Annotated in this window: 24 protein-coding genes and 1 tRNA gene; 12 read left to right on the top strand and 13 right to left on the bottom strand. The window is 70.4% G+C overall.

Annotated features, from left to right (window positions below):
* Positions 1-166 precede the first annotated feature (166 nt).
* The 5 genes from ACIBKY_RS34645 to ACIBKY_RS34625 all read right to left on the bottom strand — a co-directional run bounded on the left by ACIBKY_RS34645 (position 167) and on the right by ACIBKY_RS34625 (position 9,447).
* Positions 167-2,818 carry an Hsp70 family protein gene (locus ACIBKY_RS34645; RefSeq protein WP_397103396.1) on the bottom strand — a complete coding sequence of 884 codons (2,652 nt, stop codon included), beginning with the start codon at positions 2,816-2,818 and terminating at the stop codon, positions 167-169.
* Positions 2,819-2,824: 6 nt separating this feature from the next.
* Positions 2,825-3,208: a hypothetical protein gene (locus ACIBKY_RS34640; RefSeq protein WP_397103394.1), complete on the bottom strand. Its 384-nt coding sequence runs from the start codon at positions 3,206-3,208 to the stop codon at positions 2,825-2,827.
* A gap of 313 nt (positions 3,209-3,521) precedes the next feature.
* Positions 3,522-7,076, bottom strand: a complete 3,555-nt coding sequence (dnaE, locus tag ACIBKY_RS34635; protein WP_397103392.1) for a DNA polymerase III subunit alpha — start codon at positions 7,074-7,076, stop codon at positions 3,522-3,524.
* A 427-nt stretch (positions 7,077-7,503) separates the two neighbouring features.
* Positions 7,504-8,340, bottom strand: a complete 837-nt coding sequence (locus ACIBKY_RS34630) for a helix-turn-helix domain-containing protein (protein ID WP_397103390.1) — start codon at positions 8,338-8,340, stop codon at positions 7,504-7,506.
* A gap of 63 nt (positions 8,341-8,403) precedes the next feature.
* Positions 8,404-9,447: a Kelch repeat-containing protein gene (locus ACIBKY_RS34625; RefSeq protein WP_397103388.1), complete on the bottom strand. Its 1,044-nt coding sequence runs from the start codon at positions 9,445-9,447 to the stop codon at positions 8,404-8,406.
* Positions 9,448-9,577: 130 nt separating this feature from the next.
* Here ACIBKY_RS34625 and ACIBKY_RS34620 point away from each other — a divergent pair, with 130 nt between their 5' ends.
* The 3 genes from ACIBKY_RS34620 (at position 9,578) to ACIBKY_RS34610 (ending at position 10,621) form a co-directional block, all read left to right on the top strand.
* The gene (locus ACIBKY_RS34620) at positions 9,578-9,787 is read left to right on the top strand and encodes a 4-oxalocrotonate tautomerase family protein (protein ID WP_397103386.1); all 210 of its coding nucleotides are present in this window, start codon (positions 9,578-9,580) and stop codon (positions 9,785-9,787) included.
* 51 nt (positions 9,788-9,838) lie between these two features.
* Positions 9,839-10,126 (top strand): hypothetical protein, encoded by a 288-nt coding sequence (locus tag ACIBKY_RS34615; protein WP_397103384.1) that lies wholly within the window; start codon positions 9,839-9,841, stop codon positions 10,124-10,126.
* A gap of 210 nt (positions 10,127-10,336) precedes the next feature.
* Entirely contained in the window at positions 10,337-10,621 is a 285-nt protein-coding gene (locus ACIBKY_RS34610; protein WP_397103382.1) for a hypothetical protein, read from the top strand.
* 18 nt (positions 10,622-10,639) lie between these two features.
* On the opposite strand, the gene ACIBKY_RS34605 is transcribed toward ACIBKY_RS34610, so the two are convergent.
* The 3 genes from ACIBKY_RS34605 to ACIBKY_RS34595 form a co-directional block, all read right to left on the bottom strand.
* Positions 10,640-10,713, bottom strand: a tRNA-Lys gene (locus ACIBKY_RS34605).
* 45 nt (positions 10,714-10,758) lie between these two features.
* The gene (locus ACIBKY_RS34600; RefSeq protein WP_397103380.1) at positions 10,759-11,676 is read right to left on the bottom strand and encodes a nucleoside hydrolase; all 918 of its coding nucleotides are present in this window, start codon (positions 11,674-11,676) and stop codon (positions 10,759-10,761) included.
* A gap of 291 nt (positions 11,677-11,967) precedes the next feature.
* Complete coding sequence (locus ACIBKY_RS34595) at positions 11,968-12,360, bottom strand: OsmC family protein (RefSeq protein ID WP_397103378.1); 393 nt, start codon at positions 12,358-12,360, stop codon at positions 11,968-11,970.
* Positions 12,361-12,466: 106 nt separating this feature from the next.
* On the opposite strand from ACIBKY_RS34595, the gene ACIBKY_RS34590 reads away from it, so the two are divergent.
* A complete protein-coding gene (locus ACIBKY_RS34590; protein ID WP_397103376.1) occupies positions 12,467-13,237 on the top strand; it encodes an FAD:protein FMN transferase in 771 nt (256 codons plus the stop codon).
* Here ACIBKY_RS34590 and ACIBKY_RS34585 read toward each other — a convergent pair.
* The gene (locus tag ACIBKY_RS34585; RefSeq protein WP_397103374.1) at positions 13,234-13,509 is read right to left on the bottom strand and encodes a hypothetical protein; all 276 of its coding nucleotides are present in this window, start codon (positions 13,507-13,509) and stop codon (positions 13,234-13,236) included. The two genes, ACIBKY_RS34590 and ACIBKY_RS34585, sit on opposite strands and share 4 nt — an antisense overlap.
* 105 nt (positions 13,510-13,614) lie before the next feature.
* Between ACIBKY_RS34585 and ACIBKY_RS34580 the strand changes: the two genes are divergently transcribed.
* From ACIBKY_RS34580 to ACIBKY_RS34570, 3 genes are read left to right on the top strand one after another with little or no spacing between them, the layout of a single operon-like run.
* Entirely contained in the window at positions 13,615-14,802 is a 1,188-nt protein-coding gene (locus ACIBKY_RS34580) for a cation:proton antiporter (protein ID WP_397103372.1), read from the top strand.
* On the top strand, positions 14,799-15,173 hold the full coding sequence (locus tag ACIBKY_RS34575) for a phage holin family protein (protein ID WP_379612382.1): 375 nt from the start codon (positions 14,799-14,801) through the stop codon (positions 15,171-15,173). The genes ACIBKY_RS34580 and ACIBKY_RS34575 overlap by 4 nt, the downstream gene beginning before the upstream one ends.
* Positions 15,174-15,181: 8 nt before the next feature.
* Complete coding sequence (locus ACIBKY_RS34570; RefSeq protein ID WP_397103370.1) at positions 15,182-16,501, top strand: aromatic amino acid ammonia-lyase; 1,320 nt, start codon at positions 15,182-15,184, stop codon at positions 16,499-16,501.
* On the opposite strand, the gene ACIBKY_RS34565 is transcribed toward ACIBKY_RS34570, so the two are convergent.
* Genes ACIBKY_RS34565 through ACIBKY_RS34550 form a run of 4 tightly spaced genes read right to left on the bottom strand, consistent with a single transcriptional unit; the run spans position 16,469 to position 19,923 of the window.
* Positions 16,469-17,116, bottom strand: a complete 648-nt coding sequence (locus tag ACIBKY_RS34565; RefSeq protein WP_397103368.1) for a hypothetical protein — start codon at positions 17,114-17,116, stop codon at positions 16,469-16,471. The two genes, ACIBKY_RS34570 and ACIBKY_RS34565, sit on opposite strands and share 33 nt — an antisense overlap.
* Positions 17,113-17,898, bottom strand: coding sequence for a hypothetical protein (locus ACIBKY_RS34560; RefSeq protein WP_397103366.1), 786 nt, complete (start codon positions 17,896-17,898; stop codon positions 17,113-17,115). The genes ACIBKY_RS34565 and ACIBKY_RS34560 overlap by 4 nt, the downstream gene beginning before the upstream one ends.
* Positions 17,888-19,009, bottom strand: coding sequence for an ATP-grasp domain-containing protein (locus ACIBKY_RS34555; protein ID WP_397103364.1), 1,122 nt, complete (start codon positions 19,007-19,009; stop codon positions 17,888-17,890). Before ACIBKY_RS34555 ends, ACIBKY_RS34560 begins: the two co-directional genes overlap by 11 nt.
* Complete coding sequence (locus tag ACIBKY_RS34550) at positions 19,006-19,923, bottom strand: NAD-dependent epimerase/dehydratase family protein (RefSeq protein WP_397103362.1); 918 nt, start codon at positions 19,921-19,923, stop codon at positions 19,006-19,008. Before ACIBKY_RS34550 ends, ACIBKY_RS34555 begins: the two co-directional genes overlap by 4 nt.
* Before the next feature lie 273 nt (positions 19,924-20,196).
* Here ACIBKY_RS34550 and ACIBKY_RS34545 point away from each other — a divergent pair, with 273 nt between their 5' ends.
* From ACIBKY_RS34545 to ACIBKY_RS34525, 5 genes are read left to right on the top strand one after another with little or no spacing between them, the layout of a single operon-like run.
* Positions 20,197-21,093 (top strand): GNAT family N-acetyltransferase, encoded by an 897-nt coding sequence (locus tag ACIBKY_RS34545; RefSeq protein WP_397103360.1) that lies wholly within the window; start codon positions 20,197-20,199, stop codon positions 21,091-21,093.
* Complete coding sequence (locus ACIBKY_RS34540) at positions 21,090-22,079, top strand: hypothetical protein (RefSeq protein WP_397103358.1); 990 nt, start codon at positions 21,090-21,092, stop codon at positions 22,077-22,079. Before ACIBKY_RS34545 ends, ACIBKY_RS34540 begins: the two co-directional genes overlap by 4 nt.
* The gene (locus ACIBKY_RS34535; RefSeq protein WP_397103356.1) at positions 22,076-22,795 is read left to right on the top strand and encodes a hypothetical protein; all 720 of its coding nucleotides are present in this window, start codon (positions 22,076-22,078) and stop codon (positions 22,793-22,795) included. Before ACIBKY_RS34540 ends, ACIBKY_RS34535 begins: the two co-directional genes overlap by 4 nt.
* On the top strand, positions 22,792-23,970 hold the full coding sequence (locus ACIBKY_RS34530; RefSeq protein WP_397103354.1) for a hypothetical protein: 1,179 nt from the start codon (positions 22,792-22,794) through the stop codon (positions 23,968-23,970). The genes ACIBKY_RS34535 and ACIBKY_RS34530 overlap by 4 nt, the downstream gene beginning before the upstream one ends.
* On the top strand, positions 23,967-24,887 hold the full coding sequence (locus ACIBKY_RS34525) for a glycosyltransferase family 2 protein (protein ID WP_397103352.1): 921 nt from the start codon (positions 23,967-23,969) through the stop codon (positions 24,885-24,887). Before ACIBKY_RS34530 ends, ACIBKY_RS34525 begins: the two co-directional genes overlap by 4 nt.
* Positions 24,888-24,890: the final 3 nt, after the last annotated feature.

Raw genomic sequence — 24,890 nt, 5'->3', positions numbered from 1 at the left:
GTGGCGCTCTGCGGCCTTTCCGCCTGGCCGAGGAGGAACGCTCCCGGTTCCAGCCGCACCTGCGATCGATGGCCCTGCCGCTCTTCGGCGCCGGACACGGTGGCCTGGATCCGGCGTTTCACCCCGCCCTCGCACCCCGCGGCACGATGATCCGGCCGCCCCTCGGCTAAGGCTGCGCCCCGGGCCCGCCAAGCCATTCGCGCCGGGCAGGCTCATACGTGGGCGGCGGCACCGCCGCGGGGCGCACCGACTCGATGACCGCGGGCTCGGGAAGCTCGACCAGCGAGATGGTCTCGAGCCGGGACTCGGGGGCACACGACGGCGTGTCCTTGCGCGAGACCGTGACCGTGCGCTCGACGCCCACGCTCAGATCCCGGGCCGTGGCGTGGATGATGCCGTTGGAGTCCACGTCGAGGATGAGCTCGATCCGGGGCACGCCGCGGGGGGCCGCGCGTATGCCCGTCAGGTCGAAGGTGGTCAGCTTCCGGTTGTACGCGGCGAGCTCGCGCTCGCCCTGATAGATCTGGATCAGCACCGACGACTGGTTGTCCCGGTCTGTGGTGAAGACCTCCGAGCGCTTGGTCGGGATCGTGGTGTTGCGCTCGATGATCTTCGTGAAGATGCCGCCCTTGGTCTCCACCCCGAGCGAGGCGGAGATCACGTCCAGGAGCAGCACGTCCCTGATCTGCCCGGAGAGGATTCCGCCCTGCACGGCGGCCCCCAGGGCGATGGCCGCGCTCGGGTCCACCCCTTCGGCGTGGTCCTTGCCGCCGAGGAGTTCCTTGGCGAGCCTGGCGACGGCCGGCATGCGGGTGGAGCCGCCCACCAGCACCACGTGCGCGATGTCGCCGGGCTTGCGGAAACCGTCCAGGAGTGCCTGCTTGACCGGCTGACGGCACCGCTCGATCAGGTCCGCGGTGAGCGACTCGAACTGTTCCCGGCTGATCTCGATGTCCAGATGGAGCGGCCTGCCGTCCTTGGCCGCGATGTACGGCAGGCTGACCGTGGTCCGGTCCGCCGTGGAGAGCTCGATCTTCGCCTGCTCGGCCGCCTCCCGCAGTTTCTGCGCCGCCGCCCGGTCCGCGGAGAGGTCGACTCCGTGGAGGTCGGCGAAGGTCCCGGCCAGATGCTTCACCAGCCGTTCGTCCCAGTCGTCGCCGCCCAGGTCGCTGTATCCGCACGTGGCGTGGACCTGGACGAAGCCGTGGTCCGTTTCCGCCCCGACGGCCAGGAGGGAGACGTCCAGGGTGCCGCCGCCGAGATCGAAGACCAGGATGTCCTCGTCGCCCTGTCTGCCCAGGCCGTACGCGACCGCGGCGGCCGTGGGCTCGTTGACGAAACGGAACGCGCGCAGCCCGGCGATCCACGCCGCCTCCTGGAGCGCCTCCTTCTCGGCCAGGCCGTACGTGGCGGGAACCGTGATGACCGCCCCTCCCACCGGCTCGCCGAGGTGGGCCTCCGCGTCGAGGCGCAGCCGTTCCAGCACGTATGCCGCGATGTCGACGGCCGTGTAGGTGTGCTCCCCGATGGTGATGCTCCAGTCGGTGCCGAGATTGCGCTTGACGGACTGCACGGTGCGGTGGGGATAGAGCGTCGCCTGCCGCTTGGCCAGGTCGCCGACGAGGACCTGGCCACTGGTGGAGAAGCCCACCACGCTCGGGGTGACCGTCGAGTAGAACAGGTTGGAGATGACCTGGGGCGCGCCGCCTTCGACGACGGCGACGGTGGAGTTCGTGGTGCCGAAGTCGATGCCGATGATGTGCTGAGAGGCGTGCCGCTCGTCGGCCTCGCCCGCGAGGCGGGTCTGGGGATCGGTGGCGATGGGCAGGGTCCGCGAGACGACACGGGTCCAGATCGACCTGGCCCGCTCGCGGATCTCGGGGTCGGCGTCCCTGGTCAGCGGGATCAGCGCCTCCCTGGCCGCCATCTTGGAGGCGAGCTCGCCCGCCTGGAGCATGCGGTCAAGGGCCAGCGTGGCGCCGAACCGCTCCCATTCCTCGCCCTGTGTCACCGCCCGGTACAGGGCCGGGGTGAGCAGCGGCGCGGCGGCCTCGCCGAGGTAGAGCGACTGCACGTTCCTGGCGAGGTAGAGCGTGCCGCTGAGCCGGTTGACGGAGAACTCCGGGGTCTGGTTCGGCACCCGGTTGACGACGTGCTCCCTGGCGTACTGGTAGAGGTCGTGCACGCTGATGTATCCGTCGCCGTCCACGTCCGCCTTGCCGGTGCGCAGACCCTCCACGACCGCCGAGGTGAAGATCGAAGGCTCCGCGCGGACGGTGCTCTGCGCCTCGTTCTCGTAGGCGAACTGCAGCGCAGAGCAGGCGGTGATCACCGCCATGCCGCTGCCGGCGAAGTGCCGGTCCACCGGGATGCGGGGCACGCCTTCTCCTCTGGAGCGGATGCCCCGCGCGAAGGTGCCGCTGTAGCAGCAGTCGAGGAGCAGCACGATGCTCGTCGAACGGCAGTGCTCCGCCTGCTCGTTGATGAACGACGCGGGCACACCGGTGGCCGCGAGCGCGTCGAGCTCGGTGTCGGCGGCGACGAAGTAGAGCTCGCGGCTGCGGTCGTGGGTGCGGCCGTGACACGACATGTGGAGGAGCAGGAGGTCGCCACGCGCGGCCGAGCCGAAGAAGGCGGCGATCCGCTTCATGACCGTGCGGGCGCTGCCCTCCGCGACCACCTCGACCGTGAACTCGCCGACCGCGCGCTCGGCGAGCACCTCGGCGAGCTGGCTCGCGTCCTGGGCGGCACCGGGAAGGGCGCCGAAGCGCTCGTCCCCGTACTCCTGGTTCGCGATGATCAGTGCTTTCTTGCGCACGACGGATCACGCCTCCGCTGCGGTGCCCTCGCCCGTCGCCTTGATGAAGTGCTCCACGAGCCGCTGCTGCTCATCGGCCGACGCGTTCGACAGCACGAGCTTGTCCTCGCCCAAGGTGATCTCCACCTGGTGGACCCGCGAGCGCGCGAGCCAGCCGGAGACCGTCTGGACGACGCTCGCGATCAGGCCGCTCTCCGCCACGAACTGCACGACGACGACCGCGAGCTCCAGCGCCTCCGTGCCGCGGGTTCCCGGGGGCGCGGGGGACGCGGCGAACCGCACGTCGTCGACGTCGAGGTCGAGAAGGCTTCGCCGCAGCTCATCGGTGAGATCGGCCAGCTGCGACGGATCGATCGAGGGATCATCCACCTGGATGACGAGTTCTGACACACAGGGAATTTCTCGCATCCCCGCCCACATGACAACCTCAGGGCGCCATCAGGTACGGCCCGGCGAAGCGGCCTCACCGCGACGCCCATGGCCGCCACGGGCGCCGCACGGCAGCACGGCGCCGGAGGTGCCGGCCCAGCCAGGGCAAGCCGGGCGGACGGCGGCCCGTGCTCGCCACATCGTGACCACGAGATCCACCCGGCTCGGGCTCGGGCTCGGACCCAGGCCCAGGCCCAGGCTCGGGCTCGGACCCAGGCTCGGGCCCAGGCCCAGGCCCAGACTCGGGCTCGGGCTCTGGCTCGGCTCGGCTCGGTTACAGGCTGATCGCCTCCGGCCCGAACAGCGTCTTGATGTCGGCGGCGAACGACGCCTCCGGGTTGACGGAGAACTCCGGCAGCGACAACAGCACCGTCTTGCCCGACAGGCGCTCCAGGTGGATCCTGACCGGCACCTTGCCCTGATGCGCCTTCAGCACGTGCCGCAGTTCCTCGACGTGGTGCTGGTTCAGCCGCTCCTCACGCAGTTGCAGCGTGACGGGGTGCCCGCTGTCGCTGGCGATCCCGGAGATGTCGAGCGGGGTCAGGTCGTTGGCGAAGATGCTGATCGCGCCGTCGCGGTTGTTGATCTGACCGCCCACCGACACCACGACGTCGCCGCGCAGTTCCGGCGCGTACAGCTCGTAGTTCTTGGGGAAGAACAGGCACTCGATCGCGGCGTCCATGTCCTCGACCGTGACGATCGCCCACAGGTTCCCGGCCTTGTTGACCCGCTTCTCCACCTTGGTGATCAGACCGCACACACGCACGTCACCGCGGTCTTCCCGGCCGCTTTCCAGCAGTTCGGCGATGGTGGTGTCGCGGTTGCGCGACAGCAGCCGTTCCGTGCCGGCCAGGGGATGATCGGAGACGTACAGGCCGAGCATCTCTCGTTCGAAGTCGAGCTTGGTCTTCTTGTCCCACTCCATGTCGGGTACCGCGATGGAGAACGAACTCTCTTCGTCGCCGCTCTCCGCGAAGGAGCCGAACAGCGAGTCCTGGCCGTGGGCCTCGTTCTTCTTGATGTCGATGACGGAGTCGACGGCCTGTTCGTGCACCAGCAGCAGGCCCTTGCGGGGATGCTCGAGCGAGTCGAACGCCCCGGCCTTGATCAAGGATTCGACGACGCGTTTGTTGCACACGACCAGCGGCACCTTGTCGAGGAAGTCGTTGAAGTCGCCGTAGGTGGCCTTCTTACGGCCCTTGACGATGCCCTCGACGACGTTCTCTCCCACGTTACGGACGGCGCCCAGGCCAAAGCGGACCTTGTCCTCGCCGACGGCGACGAAGTCCTGCATGGAGTCGTTGACGTCCGGGGCCAGGACCTGGATGCCCATCTTGCGGCACTCGGCCAGATAGACCGCCGCCTTGTCCTTGTCGTCACCGACCGAGGTGAGCAGCGCGGCCATGTACTCGGCCGGATAGTTCGCCTTGAGATAGGCCGTCCAGTACGCGACCAGACCATAACCGGCGGTGTGGGACTTGTTGAAGGCATAGCCGGAGAACGGGAGCATGACGTCCCACAGCGCTTGGATCGCATCGTCGGAGAAGTTGTTGTCGCGCATGCCGGACTGGAAGTTGACGAACTCCGCGTCCAGGATCTCCTTCTTCTTCTTGCCCATGGCGCGGCGCAGCAGGTCGGCGCCGCCGAGGGTGTAGCCGGCCAGTTCCCGGGCGATGGCCATGATCTGCTCTTGGTAGACCAGCAGGTGGAAGGTCGTGCCGAGGATCGGCTCCAGCGCTTCCTTGAGCTCGGGGTGGATCGGCTCGATGTCCTGGCGGCCGTTCTTGCGGTGGGCGTAGTTGGTGTGGGCGTTGGCCGCCATCGGGCCCGGCCGGTACAGCGCGAGCACCGCGGCGATGTCCTCGAACCGGGTCGGCTCCATCAGCTTCAGAAGCTGGCGCATGGGACCGCCGTCGAGCTGGAAGACGCCGAGGGTGTCGCCTCGTGCCATCAGCTTGTACGTGGTCGCGTCGTCCAACGGCATGCTCAGGGTGTCGAGCTTCACACCCCGGTTCTGTTCGATGATCTTGATGGCGTGATCGATGATGCCCAGGTTCCGAAGACCCAGGAAGTCCATCTTGATCAGGCCCATTTCCTCGCACGAGGGATAGTCGAACCCGGTGATGACCACCTTGTCCTTGTCCCGCATGTGCATCGGAATGAGGTCCAGCAGCGGCGCCGACGACAGGATGACCGCGGCCGCGTGCACGCCCGTGCCCCGGATCAGGCCTTCGATGCCCAGGCCGGTGTCGACGACCTTCTTCACGTCCGGATCGGTCTCGTACAGCGCGCGAATCTCCGTGCCCTCGGCGTACCGCGGGTGATCCTCGTCGAACAGCTTGGCCAGCGGTACGCCCTTGCCCATGACGTCCGGCGGCATCGCCTTGGTGATCTTGTCGCCGACCGCGAACGGATAGCCCAGGATGCGTGAGGCGTCCTTGACCGCGGCCTTCGCCTTGATGGTGCCGAAGGTGTTGACCTGGGCGGTCATCTCCGTGCCGTACTTCTCGGTGACGTAGCGCACCATCCGGTCGCGCTGGCGGTCGTCGAAGTCCAGGTCGATGTCGGGCGGGCTGATGCGCTCGGGGTTGAGGAAGCGCTCGAACAGCAGGCCGTGCTCCAGCGGGCACAGTTCGGTGATCCGGGTGGCGTAGGCGACGATCGAGCCGGTGGCGCTACCACGCCCCGGGCCCACGGCGATGCCGTTGTCGCGGGCGTACTTGCAGATGTCGGCGACGACGAGGAAGTAGCTGGAGAACCCCATCGGGCCGATGATCTTCATCTCGGTCTCGTAGCGCTCCATCACCTCCGCGGGGATCGGGGAGCCGTAGCGCATCTCCAGGCCGCGCTCGACGTCCTTGCGCAGCCACGACTCCTGGGTCTCGCCCTCGGGCACGTCCGGGAACTGCGGCATCCGGTCGACGTAGGTGAACACGTCGCCGTAGTCGCCCACCATCTCGGCGACCAGCAGCGTGTTGTCGCAGCCCTCCGGCAGTTCGGAGAACAGGCTGCGCATCTCGGACGCGGACTTCAGGTAGTAGCCGGAACCGTTGAACCGGAAGCGGTTCGGATCATCCTTGTTCTTGCCCACGCCGACGCACAGGAGGCTGTCGTGGGCGTCGGCCTGGTCCTCGGTGACGTAATGGCTGTCGTTGGTCACCAGCAGCGGGATGTCGAGCTGCTTGGCCAGCCGCAGCAGGTCCTCGCGGACGTCCCTTTCGATGTCGATGCCGTGGTCCATCAGCTCCAGGAAGTAGTTCTCCTTGCCGAACATGTCCTGGTAGTCCGCGGCGACCTTGACCGCTTCCTCGTACTGGCCGAGCCTGATCCGGGTCTGCACGGCGCCGGAGGGGCAGCCGGTGGTGGCGATGATGCCCTGGGCATGGTTCGAGATCAGTTCACGGTCCATGCGAGGCTTGGAGTAGTAGCCCTCGAAGGACGCCAGCGACGACAGCCGGAACAGGTTCCGCAGCCCCTGAGCGTCCTTGGCCCACATGGTCATGTGGGTGAACCGGCCACCGCCGGAGACGTCCTTGCCACCCTCGGCGTCGGCAACACCGGTCTCGGCTCTCGCCCCCCAGAACACGGGCTTCTTCACGAACCGGTTCTCCGGCGCCACGTACGCCTCGATACCGATGATCGGCTTGACCGGGCCGCCCTTGGCTGACTGATAGAACTCGTACGCGCCGAACATGTTGCCGTGATCCGACATCGCGATCGCCGGCATCTCCAGCCGGGCAGCCTCGGCGACCAGCGGCTTGACCTTCGCCGCGCCATCCAGCATCGAATACTCAGTGTGTACGTGAAGATGCACGAACGAGTCGCTCACCTGGTCCCCTTGCCTTGCGCTCCGCCCACTACCCGCACGAGCCTATTCCGTCTTCTGAGGCTGCTGGGGCATTGCACGCAACCGGTAAATACCTGTTGCGTAACCCACCTCGGCGAACGCCCCGGCGGACCCACCGTCACGGCGGCGCGGCGAGCCCCCAAGCTCGCAGCTTCCTCGGGCCCCTGGTCCCCTCACCCCGGCGGGAGCCGACCCGCGAGACGCGCGAGGCCGGTCCCGGATCCCCGCAGTCCGCAGGGCGGCGCGATCTCGCCCGACCTCCCGGCCCCGACGACGTGAATGCGGCGAACACCTACAGCCCGTGGTCGCTCACACGGTGACGTTCCAGTGAACGGCGGCCTCGCTGGGCATCGTGCCGGGGCGGGACCCTCGCCAGGAGCGGGTGGACGTGCGGGAGAGCCGCCGGCCCTCACCTGAACGACGGCTCGGTGAGCGCCTGGACGCCGATCACCGACAGCAGGCGCAACTGCTCGACCGCCGGGCTACCGGCCGGAGCGGTGTAGAACTGCAGGCGTTGCCGCCCGTCCTCGCTGAAGAGGTTCTGGCAGTGGATGTCGATGATCCCCAGCTCGGGGTGGATGATCCGCTTGCGGTCCCCGCGGCGTACGGCGACGTCTCCGGTGTCCCAGAGCGCGGCGAACTCCTCGCTGGTACGGCGCAGCCGTACCACCATCTCCATCGACTCGGCGTCGTGCCCGCGCCGGGCCACGGCGGCACGCAGGTCGTGGACGAGCACGCGCGCGTGGTGCGGATGGTCCGCCACGGGGTAGATCGACCGGCTGGCAGGGTCGGTGAACCAGCGGTAGACGTAGCTGCCGTCCGTGGACGGGCCGATCAGCGCCGTGGCCGGCCGGTTCTGGGCGAGGGTTTCATGAAGGTCGGTGATGATGCGGGCGGGGGTCGAGTCGAGCCGGTCCAGCAGGGCGAGCATGGCCGGCTGCACGTGCGCCACCGTCCCATGAGAGGCGGGAGCCGTACGGCCGGCCAGCAGGAACAGGTGGTCGTGTTCGTCGGCGTCCAGGCGCAGCGCGCGGGCGATGGCGGCCAGGACCTGGGCCGAGGGCTGCGAGCCGCGGCCGCGTTCCAGCTCGATGTAGTAGTCGACCGAGGTACCCGCGAGATGGGCGACCTCCTCGCGGCGCAGTCCCGGCACCCGGCGGCGCGACCCGCCGATCAGGCCGACCTCGGCCGGCGTGATCCTCGCACGCCGGGTTCGCAGGAATGTACCGAGTTCGGGGAGATTCACCTGCCCAGCGTGACATGCCGGATTTACGGGAGCCAGGGGACGTCACCCCCCGGCTCGTGGCGGTCAGCGGCTGCCGGGCCGGAAGGCGTCGCTGATGTCCACCGGGGCGCCGCCGCCCGCGGTGCCGCCACCCGGGATGTAGACCGTCCCGCCCACGGTGACGGCGGCGGTGCCGTGCCGGGGAACCGGCATCGGGTCGAGCCGCCTCCAGCGGTCGCGGACGGTGTCGTAGACCTCGACGTCGGGGAAGACGGTGTTCGGGTCGGTGCCGTCGTGCCGCCCTTCGCCGCCGAAGGTGTAGATCTTCGCCCCGACGGCGGCGGCCGCGATCCCACCCCGCGCGGTCGGCATCGGCGCCCGCTCCGACCAGCGGCGGGTGCGCAGATCGAGGGCGTACACGCTGTCGCGCACGTTCACCTGTCCCCGATCCCGGCCGCCGACCACGTAGAACGTCGAGCCGATGACGGCGCCGCCGACGTGGTCGCGCGCCTGCGGCAGATCGGGAAGTTTCTCCCAGCGTCCGGTCACGACGTCGTACGACGAGACGGTGTCCACGGTGTCCTGAAGGCCGCCGGGACCGGGTTGCAGCGTCAGCATGCCGCCCGCGAGGTAGATCTTCGTGCCGCGCACGCCGATCGCGGCGCTGCCCCGCGCCAGGCTCGCGGGCACGGGCGGCAGCCGGGTCCAGCGGTTCGTACGCGGCTCGTAGACGAAGCTGTCGGGCAGCGCCTGCCAGGAGGCGCCACCGGACAGCCCGCCCAGGACGTAGATCCTGCCGCCGGCCGCCACCGCGTTGGGGTGGTTCATCGGCACCGGCAGCGGCGCCACCTCCGACCAGATGCCGCGCCGGGTGTCGTAGGCCTCGGCCCGGCCCGTGGTGGGAAAGCCGGGGCCGTCGAGCACGCCGCCGAGCACGTAGACCTTCTCGCCGAGCGCGGCGACGCTGTGCTCCTGCCGGGGACCGCCCGCGATCGGCGCCAGCCGCCGCCACCCCTGGCCGTACACCGGATCGGCGGCCACGGTCTTCGTCCGAACTTCCTGGTGACCCGGGTGCGCCTGGCCGGTGGCGAACACGGCGCCGGCCAGCAGGCCTGTCCATAGTCTCATCACCCGCCCGACTCTGACCCACGCGGCGGGCGTCATCCAGGTGCCGCCGTCCCCCGGCTGGACGGCACCTGGATACCACTTCCCGGCGCGGCGAAGGTGTTCATCACCGAACCGAGTAAGGGAGAAGGACATGCCGTTCGCGAATCTGAAGGTCCCCGCGGGCACGCTCACCGCCGGGCAGAAGGCGGACCTGATCGCCAAGGTCACCGATCTGTACTGCGACACCTTCGGCGACGCCGTACGCGACAACACGATGGTGCTCGTCGACGAGGTCGTGGACGGCGGCTGGGGCATCCGGGGCGACGTCCTGACGCTCGCCAAGATCCAGCGACACGCCTGACCCCCGCTGAAGCTGGGCGGAGGCAACGGCATCGGCCCTGCCACCCTCCAGATGTACGGCGGGCACTTCCCGTTCATCAACAAGGGCAACGGCTTCGAGATCGTCCAGGCCAACGCCGTGTGGAGGTGCCTGGACGGCAACCACACCCAGGCCTACGGCCACAGCTGCAACGGCGGAACCTGGCAGCGCTGGGACGTGACCTTCAAGAAGAAGACGTTCCACCACGATGTCGGCAAGGACGTGCTCTGGTACCAGCTCAGGAACCGCCAGACCGGCGGATGCCTGGACTCCAACGGGCGTAGCGTCTACATCCACGCCTGCAACCCCGCGGTCCACTGACCCGGATCACGCCGTCTTCGGCTACGTGAGGGGGTGTCCCCGCCGGTATCGAGGACACCCCCGTCCCGCTCCCCGGCCGTCTCGTCGCAAGTCAGGCCGAGGAAGGCGGCGTGGACGCACCCCGCGCGCCGAGGTGCGGGCAAGGTCGCCGGCGCGACGAGCCGATGACCGCTTGGCACCACCGCACCACGGCCCGGAAGGGGTGCGCCCATGGCTCACATCTGCATGCGCATGGCGGCTGGCATGGTGGAACGGCGTGATCCCTTCTTTGCCGGGGGCGGCCAAATCCCCGGGGCGGGTGACGACGCTCAGGTGGTCAGGTTCGCCGCCGGCACGGCCTGCCGGTGTCGGTGCGCGGCGGCGGCCATGGTGAAGGCGGCCGGTGACGACGACCTGCTGATGCGGCTGTCGAATCTGGACGACGCGCGGTTCCTCGACGACGGGCGCTCGCCCGAGGGTCTCCAGAAACGAAGAAACCCCAGTTCACCAAAGTGAACTGGGGCTTCGGCCGGGTGCGCCGCCAGGGACTCGAACCCCGGACCCGCTGATTAAGAGTCAGCTGCTCTAACCAACTGAGCTAGCGGCGCTTGCGACACACGTAACTGTAGCAGCCACCAAGACCACCACGCACATCACCCAAGCCGCCCAGCCAACCCTCCAAAAGAGGTGATCATCAGGTCCCAGAACCGGTCGGCATCCAGGTGGGTGGCCACCCGCGCGTTGGGGGTGGGCGAGTTGAAGTCGGTGACGGTCATGCCGGTGGTGTACTGGCCGGCGGTCTCCACGCGTACCTCGGCGGGGGTCAGTGTGAGGAGGGTGGGGTCGATGACGTGGGCCACGGCGACCGCGTCGTGGAGGGCGGGTCCGGTTTCGGCGGTGACCGGGGCGTAGTACTGGACGCTGGGGAGGATGAGCGAGGACAGACGGCCCAGGTCGCGCATCCGGTCGAGGACCCGGGTGGTGACGCGGGCGGTCAGGGTGACGTCCAGGCCCACCTGGGTGACGGTCCAGCCGGCGTTGAAGGCGATGGCGGCGGCCTCGGGGTCGGTGAGGATGTTGAACTCGGCGGCGGGGTTGTGGTTGCCGCGGGTGTACGAACCGCCCATGATCACGAAGTCCCGGACCCAGCCCACGATTCTGGGTTCCCTGCGGACGGCCAGGGCGATGTTGGTCAGCGGGCCTGTGGCGACGAGGGTGATCTCGCCGGGGTTGTCGCGGAGGGCGGAGATGATGAAGTCGACCGCGTGGCCGTCGGCGACGGCGCGGAGAGCCGGCGGGAGTACGGCGTCGCCCAGCCCACCGGCGCCGTGCACGTGAGCGGCGTCCATGGGCCCCCGGACCAGGGCGCCGGAGCAGCCGGGGACCACGGGGACGTCGCCGAGGTCCAGGAACTCGCGCAGGGCGAGGGCGTTGGCGGTGGTCAGGTCCAGGCCGACGTTCCCGCCCACGGTGGTGATGCCGCGGAGGTCGAGGGCGGATCCGGCGGCCAGGGCGAGCGCGAGGGCGTCGTCGATGCCGGGGTCGCAGTCAATCAGCATGGAAACTGTCACAAAAACCCAGCGTATGGGTGTTTGTCAGCAAAAATCGCCACACAGGGCTCAGGACGTGAATCGGGGCCGGAGCAGCTTCCCCCAAAGCTACCCCGGCCCCGATATATGGCGGTCCAGGCCGGTACCTTCCCCCGAAGCACCGGCGGTCCCGCACTGCAGACGACGGTCCCCCTCCGCGTCCGCATCGGTAAAAGTCTGCAAGTCAGTCGCAGGACTCTTGACCTGCTTCGACACTACAGAGGCGAATGCAACGGACGCGTCATATAGGGGTCGAATGTCTCCCCAAAAGGGCTACGGAAGCTCCAAACGGACCTCAGTACCTTCAGACAGCGACCGGCTCACCGTGCAGTACTTCTCGTGCACCCGGTGGGCCACCGCGCGGTACACCTCGTCGGCCTTCTCCGACGGCACCTCCACGTCATAGGTGACGGTCACCGGCCCGAGCAGGTTCGGCTGCACCTTCTCCGCCTCGACGGTCATCGCCAGCCGGATGAGCTGATGCCCCCGCTGAGCCGTGAGCGGTTCGACGGTGACGATGTTGCATCCGCCCACCGCCGCCAGCAGGAGCTCCACGGGGCTGAAGACGCCGTCCTCGTCGCCGCCACCGATCCGCACCTCGGCCCCGCGGGCGTTGGTCACCCGGAACCCGCCGTCTTCTGTCCGCTCAACACGCACGTTTGCCATGCATCAGACCCTACTCACGCGTACCTGAAGCCAGGGCACCGGCAAAGCGCTTAGGTCCGCCATACGCCCGTTATGAAAATGTGTCCTCCCGAGAGAGGAGCCCCACATGACGTTCCCTGGATCCGCACGCACGGAGACGGTACTGAACACCTCCGTCAATGTGGACATCCGCACGGCATTGCCCCAGCGTGAGCTGGTTCCCATGCTGGACAACGCCTTCGCCTGGCTGCGCTGGGTGGACCGGACGTTCGACCCGTTCGACGAGGAGAGCCAGATCGCCCGGCTCAACGCGGGCAGGACGATCGAGCAGGTGCCGGAGTTGATCGAGGTACTGCACCGGTGTGACGAGATGGCCGAGGCGACGGACGGGTGGTTCGACTCGCGGATCGGCGGGGTCCTGGACGTCTCGGGCTACATCAAGGGCTGGGCGGTCGAACGGCTGTCGCGGGCGCTGGCCGGCGCCGGAGCGGTGGACCACCGGATCACCGCGGGCAGGGACATCCGGGTACGCGGCTCCTCACTGCCGGGGCGGCCGTGGCGCGTGGGCATCCGCGACCCGCGCACCAACGCGGTGCGCCGCATGGTCTTCGCCAACGACCTGGCCATCTCGACCTCAGGCCAGACCCGCGTGGTCGACCCCCGCACGGGCGAGGCCCAGCACGCGCTCGGGTCGGTGACGGTGATCGGGCCGGATCTGAGTACGGCTGACGCGTTCGCCACCGCCATGTACGCGATGGGCCCGGTCCGCGCGCGCCGCTTCGCCATCGATCTGGCGGCGGCCGAGCCGTACGAGGTGATGATCGTCACGCGCGGCGGACGCTCGGTGAGCACACCCGGTTTCGCCCTGTACGGCACGCCGTCGGAACTCGCCGGCTAAGCCTCCGGATGCTGGGTGAGGTAATCGATATAGACAGGTTTGAGCGCCTCCCCCAGGTCCCCTTCACCCGCGGCGAGAGCGTCGCTGAGCAAGGCCGAGACGCGGCTGAGGTCGTTGGCGGTCTCCCCGTCGTGACCGCTGGCCGCCTCGGCCGCCGGGATCACCTTGAGCAGGTTCCAGAGAAACCCCAGGTCTCCATGGCGTACCGCGTAACGCACCGCACGCTCGTGCAGTTCGCTGGCCGGCAACGACTCCAGTTCCTTCGCGTCCATCTCGCTCCCTTCCCCCCTTGCACCGCTCTTCCCCATCCTGGGCCTGCATAACGCCAACAGTCCGGCGAGTGACTACATGGAGTGACGGGTGGGCACATAGCGTGCATGATCACTGTTCTGATCATCGTCCTGGCCGCCACGATCTCGCCGATCGTCGCCCACGCGCTCGGCCGGTTCGTCCGGGTGCCGAACGTGGTGCTGGAGATCCTGCTCGGCGTCCTGTGCGGCCCGGTGGTGCTCGGCTGGATCAAGACCGACGGCGTCATCGAGACGATCTCGCAGTTCGGGCTCTCCATGCTGATGTTCATGGCCGGCTACGAGATCGAGTTCGCCCGGATCAAGGGCCGGCCGATCAGGCTGGCGATCTACGGCTGGTTCGCGTCGCTGGCGCTCGGGCTGCTCGTGGCGGTGGCGACGAACGGTTTCACGCTGGCCGCCCAGGTGATCGGGCTCGCCCTGTGCACGACCGCGCTCGGCACGATCCTGCCGATGGTGCGGGACGCCGGCGCGCTGCCCACGCCGTTCGGCAGCCGGGTGCTGGGGATCGGGGCGCTCGGGGAGTTCGGCCCGATCGTGGCCATGGCCTTCGTCTTCTCCGAGGACGAGCGCTGGCACACGATCGCGCTGATCGCGCTGTTCACCGTCATCGCGATCACCGCGGCGGCGATGGCCGCCCGGCCGCGGCACCCGCTTCTGTCGCGGCTGGTCGCCGGCACGATGGGCAGCAGCGGCCAGCTCGCGGTGCGCATCGTCATGTTCGTGCTGATCGCGATGATCGCCGCCGCGTCGGCGTTCGGCCTGGACGTGCTGCTCGGCGCGTTCGCCGCGGGCATCGTGGTACGGCTGGCGGTCGCCTCCGGCCCGGAGGCCGAGGAGCACGTGATCTCCTCCAAACTCGACGCGATCGGCTTCGGCTTCCTCATCCCGTTCTTCTTCGTGGTCAGCGGCGCCAACCTGGACCTGAAGGCGTTGTTCACCGACCCGCGCAGCCTGCTGCTGATCCCGATCTTCCTGCTCGCGTTCCTGCTGGTACGCGGCCTGCCCACGTACCTGCTGCACCGGCGCGACCCCGACCTGCGGCCCGGCGAGCACAAGGCGCTGGCGCTGTTCGCCGCGGCCGGTCTGCCCCTGATCGTGGTGATCACCAACACCGGCGTGCAGCAGGGCGCGATCAGCTCGGCGCACGCCGCCGCGATGGTCACCGCCGGCGTGCTCAGCGTCATGATCTATCCCCTGGTGGCGCTGCGCCTCTACCGATCGGCCCTCAAGGAGTGCGAGGATCTATCAGCGTGATATTCATCTTGAGAACCCTGGCGGCCGCGGTCGCCCTGTGGGTCGCCACACAACTGCTCCCCGGCATCACGGTCGACACCGACACCACGGCGAAGTACTGGGGCACGCTCGTCGTGGTCGCCCTCATCTTCGGCCTGATCAACGCGATCGTGAAGCCCATCGTCAAGATGCTGGGCTGCGCGGTGATCGTGCTGACGCTGGGGCTCTTCCTCCTGGTGATCAACGCGGCGATGCTGCTGCTCACCAGCTGGATCGCCGGGCAGCTCGACGTGCCGTTCCATGTGGACGGCTTCGTCACCGCGCTCATCGGCTCGGTCATCATCAGCATCGTGAGCTGGCTGCTCAGCCTGGTCATCCCCGACGGCGACTGATCACGCCCATGGAACTCCACGGCGCCGGCCTGACCTGCTCACGGGTCGCGGCCGTGGCCACCGGCCAGGCCCGGGTGACGATCGGCTCCACCGATCGCGCCCGGGCCGCGTGGGCCACCGCCCAGGCGCTGACCGGCCCGGTCTACGGGCAGAGCACGGGCGTCGGGGCGAACAAGGACGTCGAGGTGGCCGCGTCCGGGCTCGACCTGCTGCGCAGTCACGCGGGTGGCGCCGGGCCCCTGATCGAGGCGGAACGGGCCAGGGGGATGCTGGCCGTACGCCTGAACCAGTTGCTCGCGGGCGGCTCCGGGATCGACCCGGCGGTGCTGCCGGTGCTGGCCGAGGCGATCAACGCGGGCGTCACTCCCCCGGTACGCGCCTACGGGGCCATCGGCACCGGCGACCTGACGGCGCTGGCGAGCGCCGCCCTGTGCCTGCTGGGCGAGCAGGCGTGGCACGGCGGCGACGGTCCCCGCTTCGCGCTGGCGAGCTCGGACGGGCTGCCGTTCATCAGCTCGGGCGCGCTGACGCTGGCCGACGCGGCGCTGGCCTGTCATCGGCTGCGCGGGCTGCTGGACGCCGCGGTCGACGTGGCCGCCTTCTCCTTCACCGCGGCCGGGGCTTCGGCGGAGCCGCTGGCGGCAGCCGTACAGGAAGCGAGACCGCATCGGGGGCAGGCGGTGGTGGCCGCGCGGCTGCGCGGCCTGCTCAACGGTGAGCTCGCCGCCCGCGTGCAGGACCCGTACGGCTACCGCGCCTTCGCCCAGGTGCACGGCGGCGCGCTCGACGCGCTGGAGCGGGCCGCCACGACCGTCGAGGTGGACCTCAACGCCGCCGCCGAGAACCCGCTCATCGACCGCTCGCTGGCCTGGCACAACGGCAACTTCCACTCGGCGCCCGTGGCGCTGGCCCTGGACACGCTGCGCGCGGCGGTGGCGCAGACGGCGCAGCTGAGCACCGCCCGGCTGGCGACGCTGATGGAGCCGGGCTACACCGGCGCCCTGCCCTTCCTCGCCGACCGGCCGGGCGCCTCCGGCCTGATGATCCTGGAGTACGTGGCCCAGGACGCGCTGGCCGAGCTGCGCCACCTGGCGACGCCGGTCACCACCGGCACCGCGGTGATCTCCCGCGGCACCGAGGACCACGCCGGCTTCGCCACCCAGGCGGCCCGCTACGCGCTGCGCTGCGTGGAGCCGCTGGAGATCGTGCTGGCCTGCGAGCGGGTGGCCGCCGTACGGGCCCGCCGCGGCGCCGAGCCGGACCGACCGCTGGACGGCGACCTCGACGCGGCCCGGCTACTCCTGCGACCGGGCGGACCGACGCCGTAGCCACCGGCGCGGCACGAACAACACCAGCAGCGCCACGACGACGTGCGCGGCGATGAAGGCGTACGCCTCGTACTTGGTGGCCGGGTGGCCGATCCGCACGGTGATGTGGTCGGCCCAGCCCCACACCTCGGGGATGGCGTCGAGACGGCGGTTCATGGAGACCGCCACGAGGTCCTCGAGACCCGACACGTGCAGGATCGACATCGCCAGGCCGGTGCGCAGCACGCCCTCCCGCGAGCCGCCGCCGATCCGGTAGGCCAGCAGCAGCGCCACGATCAGGAACGGCACGAAGACCACGACGTGCAGGTAGAGGTCCTCAAAAGTGCCGGACTTGTCCTCGATGTCCATGGCGGCCATGAAGGTCTTCGGCACGAAGTACAGCAGGAAGGCCAGAAACACGGCCGGGATGGCCACCAGGTGCAGCCTGAGCCGCCGCGCCCACTCGACGTCCAGCCAGGCGATCGCCACGATGGCGGCCAGCTGCGGCGTGAGCTTGACGAGGAACCCCCACAGCGAGGTGATCTCCTGCTCGTACGGCAGGACGAAGCGGACGACTCCCGCCAGCGCCACCGCAAGGGCGCCCGCGAGCAGCGTCACCCGGTTGGCTCTGATCACGATGCGACTCCAAGGATCGGGGTGCCGTGGCCGGGGCAGCGGCCGAGTTCGCCACCGCCGTCCGGGACCACGGCGACGAGCACCGGACGGCGCCTGCCCAGCGCGGAGACGGCCAGACCGCCGCCCTCCGGCCGGGCGTGGAAGCGCCGCCACAGCAGATGGACCCGGCCGCAGCGGGCGCGGGCCGCGTAGTAGCCGAGATGCGGGTCGTGCACCAGCGCGCCCTCGGCGGCGCCGGCGAGCGTCACACGCTCCAGCACGTTCACCTCGACGCCCGCCAGGTCGGGCAGGAACGACGCCACCGCCGCCCGCTCGCCGACCACGACCGCGCGGCCGGCGTCGGCGGCGAGCTTGAGCGCGGGCGCGTTGAGCTCACGCCGCCTGCGCTCGTGCACGACCGTGGCATCCGGCTCCAGCAGCACACCGTACGGCGGGCCGCCCGGCCCCAGCCTCCGCCGATCCAGCACGGCCCGGCGCACCTCCAGCACCGGAACCCGCCCGCGCACGCCCGCCGCGCCGAGGGCCTGTGCCAGCGCCGCCCGCAGCCCGCCCGCCGGGCCGATCCACAGGCTCGGCTCGGCCCCGGGATCGTACGGCTCGGCGAACGGGCACAGCCGGTGAAGCTGATCGGCCAGCTCCCCGGTGGGCGTGGGCAGGGGCTCGTCGAGCGCCCGGCCCGCGCGTACCCACTGGTCGCGGTAGAAGGGCACGCGGGAGAAGGCCAGCCGGACCGTGCGCCGGTAGGACCTCTCCCACGCCGCGGCGGAGAACCTAACGGACATCGACCTTGACCAGCGCGTCCAGGTCCGGGGGCGTGTGGTCGACGACGTAGCCGAGCTTGGCCCGGCACTCGGTGTAGGGGAAGACGTGGTCGCCGGGGGAGGCGACCACCACGATCTCGGCAGTGTCCGGCAGCGACTCCAGGCCGTCGATCCCGAGCAGGACGCCTTCGAACGGCGCGCGCAGCACCCGTACCGAGGCGGGGCCCCGGCGGGTGGGCGTGAGGTCGGGCCGCTCGCCGATGGCCAGGCGGACCGTGGCCTCGACCGTGTCCACGCCGTACATCAGGCCGAGCGCCTCGCCCAGCCCGTTGCCGCCGATGCGCGCGCCCATCTCGATCAGCGTGACCACGCCGTCCTCGACGAACAGGTCGACGTTGAGCGGGCCGTCGCGGTAGCCGACCTCGGCGCAGACGAGCTCCAGTTGCCGGGTGACCTCCTTGTCCAGGACGCCGTCGCCCGGCTCCATGTCGTGGCCGACCGCGACCACCTCGGGAGGTTCCGTGACGCGCCGGCTCAGGCCGAGCAGGGCGATCCTGCCGTCCTGGAGCATGGCCTCGCCGCAGAGGTCCTGGCCGGTCAGGAGCTGTTCGATGATGATGCGGCCGGTCGGGGAGACGGCCCGCGCGTGCTCGACCGCCGGTGCGAGGTCCTCCTGCTCGCGCACGATCGTGATGCCGCGTGAGCTGCCGGAGTCGACCGGTTTGACGATGACCGGCAGCGCCGGCCGTACCTCGGGATCGGTGGAGTAGCGCGGGCCCGGCAGGCCGAGGCGCAGGCACGTCTCGCGGAAGGCGGCCTTGTCCGTCGAGACCCGCAGGGTCTCCTCGGTGAGCGCGCAGGGCAGGCCGAGCAGGTTGGCCAGCTCGGCCAGCGACGGGAGGTTGATGTCGCTGCCGGGGGCGAGCAGACCGGCCGGGCGATGGCGCTCGCGCAGCGCGGCGGCGATCGCCGGGACGTCGCGGGTGCTGACGTGCACGAACTCGTCGGACTCCGCCACACCCGGTGCGTCGGCCCGCATGTCCACGCAGATCGTGGACAGGCCCAGCCGCCGGGCGGCCCGGAAGGCACTGACCGTGCCGTCCGAGCCGCCGAGGATCACGACGTGCTTCACCTCGGGGTGTTCCAGTGGGTGCCGCGGTTCTCGATGAACCAGTCGACGGTCTTGGCCATGCCCTCCTGCAGCGTGACCAGCGAGGCAGGGTCGATGCCGACCGGGCGCAGCGTCTCGGGGTCGGCGGTGACGGCGGTCTCCGGGGTCTCGCCCGGACGCATCGGCAGGTCCACGATCGGCGCGCGCTCGTAGCCGCGCTCCTCGCACATGTCGATGATCATCTCGGCGACCGCGCGGATGCTCGTCGACTCGGTCGGGCCGACCTCGACCACGTGGCCGAGCGGCGGCTTGACCGCGGCGGTCTCCAGCGCGGCGACCAGGCCTCTGGCCACGTCGCCGACCCACACCATGTCGGAGATCTGGGTGCCGCCGCCGTACAGCTCGACCGGCATCCCGGACAGGGCGCGGCAGATCACGGCGGGGGTGATCTTGCGGACCTTTCCGGCGGCGAACGGCGGCGCCGCCATCTGCCGGGGTCCGTAGGCGTTGACCACTCTGACCAGGTTGACCCTGGTGCCGCGGTGGGCGTTGAACATGCGCGCGAAGCGTTCGACGGCGGTCTTGGAGATCGAGTAGCTGTTGTCCATCCAGTGGTTGCCCACGCAGATGTAGACACCGGGGAGGTCGTACTGGGCGACCGCTTCGAGGAAGTTGAGACCGCCCATGAGGTTGGTCTCTGCGGCGGGCCGCGGATTGGTGATCGTCTCCTGGGTGCCGAGGACGGCGGCCAGGTGGATGATCGCATCGGCGTGGGCGGCCAGTTCGGTCATGGCCGTGGCGTCCCTGATGTCACCGAGCATGACCTCGAACGGGCTGGAGCCGCGATCCTGATGGTCGAAGACGATCGGAGTGTGGCCTCTGGCGGCTAACTCCTCACAGACGTAACGGCCGATGAAGCCATTACCACCCGTCACCCCAACTTTCATGGCATTCCCCTGATCAAACGCCGCGCTGGTTGTGCGCGGGCAATAGGTACACGCGTCCAGGTATGGCGCGCGGCCATGATCAAATCAGACATATACTCCTAACTATGACTGTCAGTCATTTCGTTGCCATTTCGTAATTTTTCGGGTGAATCAAGGACCTAAGTGAAGATTGAACTGTCTTACCCGGATATTGACCCAGAGCCTGCGGGCTGGGAAGATCTCCGGATTCGTCAGGGGTTAACGGCTATATGGTCCTATGACGTGATCCGTAGCTCTTTTGCCGCCTCGTGGGCTCGGCCGCTGCTGGGCGTCTTCCGCGACGGCGACCATGTCACTGGCGCCATCGGGGCGGTCTGCCGTGGCCTGTGGCCAAAGCGGACCTCCCGCCCGCCGCTCTTTCTCGACGTGCGATTACCGGCTCACTCCAACGCTCCCACCTGGTGCCTGCCCGAGGGCGCCGACGGCCGCGAGCTCATCAGGAGCTTCGAGCGGGCCGCCGCCGCCGAGCTCGGCTGGCGCCTGGCCGGTGTGGTCTACCGCATGGTCACCGAGCCCGCGTTGCCGCTGGTCGCCCGGCGCGGCGCGATCGTCAGGCCGTCCCCCGGCACCACGGAGATGCACCTGGGCTGGTCCTCCGCGGACGGGTGGATCGGCACGCTCAGCCGTAACCGCCGCTCCACGCTGCGGCGGCAGATCAAGCGCATCGCCCAGGACGGCGAGCTGCGCGTACGCGAGGGCAGTGCCCGCCGCGACCTCGACCCGGCCGAACTGGCCGCGCTCGACGAACGCCACGCCGCCCGGCTGAGCTCCTCCCTCGATCCGCGCCTGCCGCTGTCGCCCGCGTACTTCGCCGCGCTGCTGGGCCGCGAGGACGTGTGGACGCTCAGCTACCACCACGGCGAGAAGCTGCTGGCCTTCGCCATGGTCTACGACCACCCCGTCGCCCCCATGTACGGCCCGTGGGCCGCGCTGCCGCCGGAGCAGGGCGGCCGCAAGGACCTCTACTTCGACAGTTACGCCCGGATCGTCGCCCACGCGACGGCCGCGGGCGCCAAACGCCTGTTCGCCGGCAGGGGCTTCGTTGACGTGAAGCGCTCGCTGGGGTTCGAATACCTCCCCATGAAGGTCGTGGCGGTACCCAGGTGGGCGATCGGATGAGCGTGGAGTTCCTGGATCCCCGGCACGACCCGGAGCCCGCCGGCTGGGAGGAATTACGCCTCGCCGCCGGCCAATGGGTGACCTGGCGCTATGACCTGCTGCGCGCCTACGCCTGGGGCGCCCAAGCGCCCGTGGTGCTGGCGGTCCTGCGGCAGGACGGCAAGGCGGTCGGCGCCGCCTCGGCCTCACTGCGCACCCCCCGGCTGCGGCGCGGCGTCTACGCCGGAACACGCGCCCCTGCCGGTGTCCTGGACATCCACGCGCCGGGCAACCGCTCCCAGAAGGGCTGGTGGTTCCGCGACGAACCGGACCCCGGCCTGCTGCGCGCCTACGCGCGCGGGCTGCGACGGGAGCTGGGCCCCGGCTGGCGGAGCATGGTCTGGCGCGAGGTCTCTGCCGACGAGCGCTCCCTGCTCCCCGGGCCGGTCAAGGTGAACCTGCCCACCGCTCCCCTGGCCAAGCTCGCCCTCCCCTGGTCCGGCCTGGACGACTGGTACGCCCGGCTGGACCCCCGCCGCCGCGACTCCCTGCGCAGGCGGGCCAGGACGTTCGCCGCGGAACTGACCGTCCGGATCGGCCCCGCCGCCGAGCTGGTCGGCGCGGAGGAGGCGGCCCGGCTGCGCGCCGAGAACGACCTCAAGCACCGCAGCAGGTTCCTCCCCCTCGCACCGCTGCCCCTGCCCTACCTGGAGGCGCTGATCGGCGGCGGGGAGAGCGTCGCCCTGACCTACCGCCATGGGCGGCGCCTGCTCGGCCTCTCCCTGATCCTCGACCATCCGGCCTGGCCCATCTGCCTGAGCTGGGGCGCGCTCCCGCCGGAGAGCGGCGGGCGCAAGCACCTGTACTTCGACGGCTACGTCCGCATGGTCGAGTGGGCGATCGGTGCCGGCAAGCGCGGCCTGGTGCTCGGCAAGGGGCAGGCCGAGGTCAAGAGCGGGCTCGGCGCGGAGCTGGTGCCCTCATCGGCGGTGGCGGTGCCGTTGTGAGGTGCCTGCAGTGCGGTGATCCGCACCCCTCTGACCTGGGCCGGCGGCGATTCTCGTGCCGGGCGTGCGGCGCCGTCTACCGGGCCGTTCCCTCGGCTCCCCGGCCGGTGGCGGGCGATCCGCTCGTGCCGTACCTGCCCGCGCGCATGATCCGCTGGATCCGCGACCACGACGACCGCTCGCCGCTCGACCGGGAGACGCTGGCGCGCTGGTACAAGGAGTTCGACGCGCTGATCGCCAAGGCCAGGACCGACGAGGCGGTCCGCGCCCACATCGAGGAGATCAGCGAGATCCCGCTCGACGAGTTGCCCGCCAAGCCGCCGGCCTTCTCCAAGGTGTGCGCGGCCCTGCACGCCACCTGCTACGACCTGGCCCTCGCCCAAGGCCGCCTCGACCCCTCGGCCGCCGAGCGCCTGGCCCACGTCCGCGCCTGGCTGGCCGGGCCCGGCCGCCCGGCGACCTGGACCGCGGCGCGCCCCTCTGAACCTCCCGCCCACGAACACGTCGAAGCCCTCCTGCCGCTGCCGGACACCTTCGAGGCCGCGCAGGTCAGGACCTTCTTCACCGCGCTGTTCGGCATGGAGAAGGGACCGTCACTGACCGGCGTGCTCGACCGGTTCGGCCGCGAACAGGTGGAATCGGCCCTGCGCGCCTACCTGCGCGACGGCAGCCGCCCGCTGCGCGAGCGTGTCCTCGCCGACCTGGACGCCGGATGACCGCCACCGCCACCCACCGCATCGGGCTGACGCGGCTCACGACCCTGATCGCCGGCCGCGCGACCTTCCGCCTGATGCTGTACGGCTCCGCCGCCCTGCTCGCCCTGGCCTGGAGCCGCGCGGACTTCAGCGCCTACGCCGCGGTCATGGGCGCCGTCGGCTGGCTGTGCATGGTCGTCCAGTCGGGCACCGAGAAGGCCGCGCTCAAGCTGATCCCGCGCGCCCGCCGTACCCGCGACCAGCTCGCCGGCATGCTCCGCGCCCTGGTGGCGTACGTACCGCTGCCGGCCACCGCCGCCGCGGTCGTCGCGCTCGCCCTGGCCCCCGGCCACCCGGTCACGCTCTATCTGCTGGGCATCGCGTACTACGTGGCGCTCGGCTGCGGCATGCTCGGCGTCGCCCTGCACCGCGCGCTCGGCCGCTACGCCCGCGACACCGTCCACTTCGCCGTGCTCGGCCTGGGCATGGGCGCGATGGCGGCGCTGGCCTTCTTCGCCGGGGTCGGCCCGACCGGCTACCTGACCGGGCTGCTGGCGCTGGTCACCGTGCTCAACCTCTCGCTCCTGCCCGGCCTGCCCCGCGCCGGACGTCCGCGCCCCGGGCTGCGCCGCGTGCTGGCGGGCACGATCGTGCTGATGGGCGCGGCCGACGTCATGAACAACGCCATGATCGGCACGCTCTTCGTCGAGCTCTCGCTGAGCGCCCACGCCGGGCAGAGCGGCGAACTCTACTTCGTCACCCTGGCCTGGGGCTTCGCCCTCTCGGTGCTCTACACGCTGCAGCGGATCTACCAGCCGCAGCTGTCGCTCAGGGTGGCGGGCGGCGGCGCGGCGGGGGCGCGGGTGCTGGGACGTCGCATGGCCGGACTGGCCGCCGTGGCCGGCGTGCTCTGGCTGGCGCTGGCCGGGGTCGCCCTGGTCCGGCACATCCACGGCCCGGTCGCGCTCGGCGTGCTCGCGCTCACCCTGCTTCCCGTGCAGGCGCTGGCCAGCGGCGCCACGTTCGTCGTCGAGCACACCGACCCCCGGGCCAACGCCAGGGCCGTGGTGGCCGCGCTGGCCGCGGTCGCCGTGCTGGGCGCGGTGGCCATTCCCCTGGCCGGGGCGGCCGGGGCCGTGTACGCGCTGGGGGCGAACCCGCTCGTCCTCGGCCTGGTGCTGAGGAGATCGCAGTGACGACGGGCCTGACGGTGCTGGTGCCGTGCTTCAACGAGGGCGCCCAGGTGGACGTGGCCTACCGCGAGCTCGTCGCCGAACTGTCGGCGATCGAGGACCTGGAGATCCTCTTCGTGGACGACGGCAGCTCCGACGACTCGCTGGCCCGGATGCGGGCCCTGGCCGAGGCCGATCCCCGGGTGCGCTACCTGTCCTTCACCCGCAACTTCGGCATCGACGCGGTCATGGCGGCCGGATTCTCCTACGCCGCCCAGCCGTGGACGGTGCAGTGCGACGCCGACCTCCAGGTGCCGCCCTCGCAGATCTGGACGCTGCTCGCCAAGGCCGCCGAGGGGTTCGACGTGGTCTTCGGCCACCGGGTCAACCGGCGCGACCCGCTCGTGCGCAAGCTCGGCTCGCTCGGCCTGCACTGGTCGGCCCGCGCCGTGTTCAAGATCGGCATGCCGCGGGGCGCCTCCACCTTCCGGCTCGTCCGCACGCCGGTGGCCGCGACGATCAGCGACCTGCGCCTGCCGTGGTTCATGCCGGCCGTACCCCTGGTGGGGGCGCGGTACGCGGCGGTGAGCGTCACGCACCGCGAGCGCGGCGCCGGACGGTCGAAGCTGCGTCTCGGCCGGCTGGCCGGGCACGCGTTCGAGCTGTTCTTCGGGTTCTCCTGGCGGCCGCTCAATCTGCTCTATCTGCTGGCGGCGCTCGGGCTCGTGGTCGCGGCGCTGGGCCTCACCGGGGCGCACCTCGCGCTGTCGGCCGTGACGCTGGCCGGGCTGGCGGTGGTCGGCCGCTACGTGCACCGGATCGCGCCGCGGCGTCCGCTGTTCTACGTGCGTGAGGCGAACGTGCCGTTGCGTGACGGGGACACGCTCACGGGCGGGGCGCCCTGCCCCCCGCCGCCCGTCGTCCCGCGCGGCGTGCTGTAGACG

The sequence above is a fragment of the Nonomuraea sp. NPDC050394 genome (assembly GCF_044459065.1).
Taxonomy (GTDB): domain Bacteria; phylum Actinomycetota; class Actinomycetes; order Streptosporangiales; family Streptosporangiaceae; genus Nonomuraea.
The sequence above is the reverse complement of the archived record's forward strand: the minus strand, read 5'-3'. Positions and strand labels throughout refer to the sequence as shown.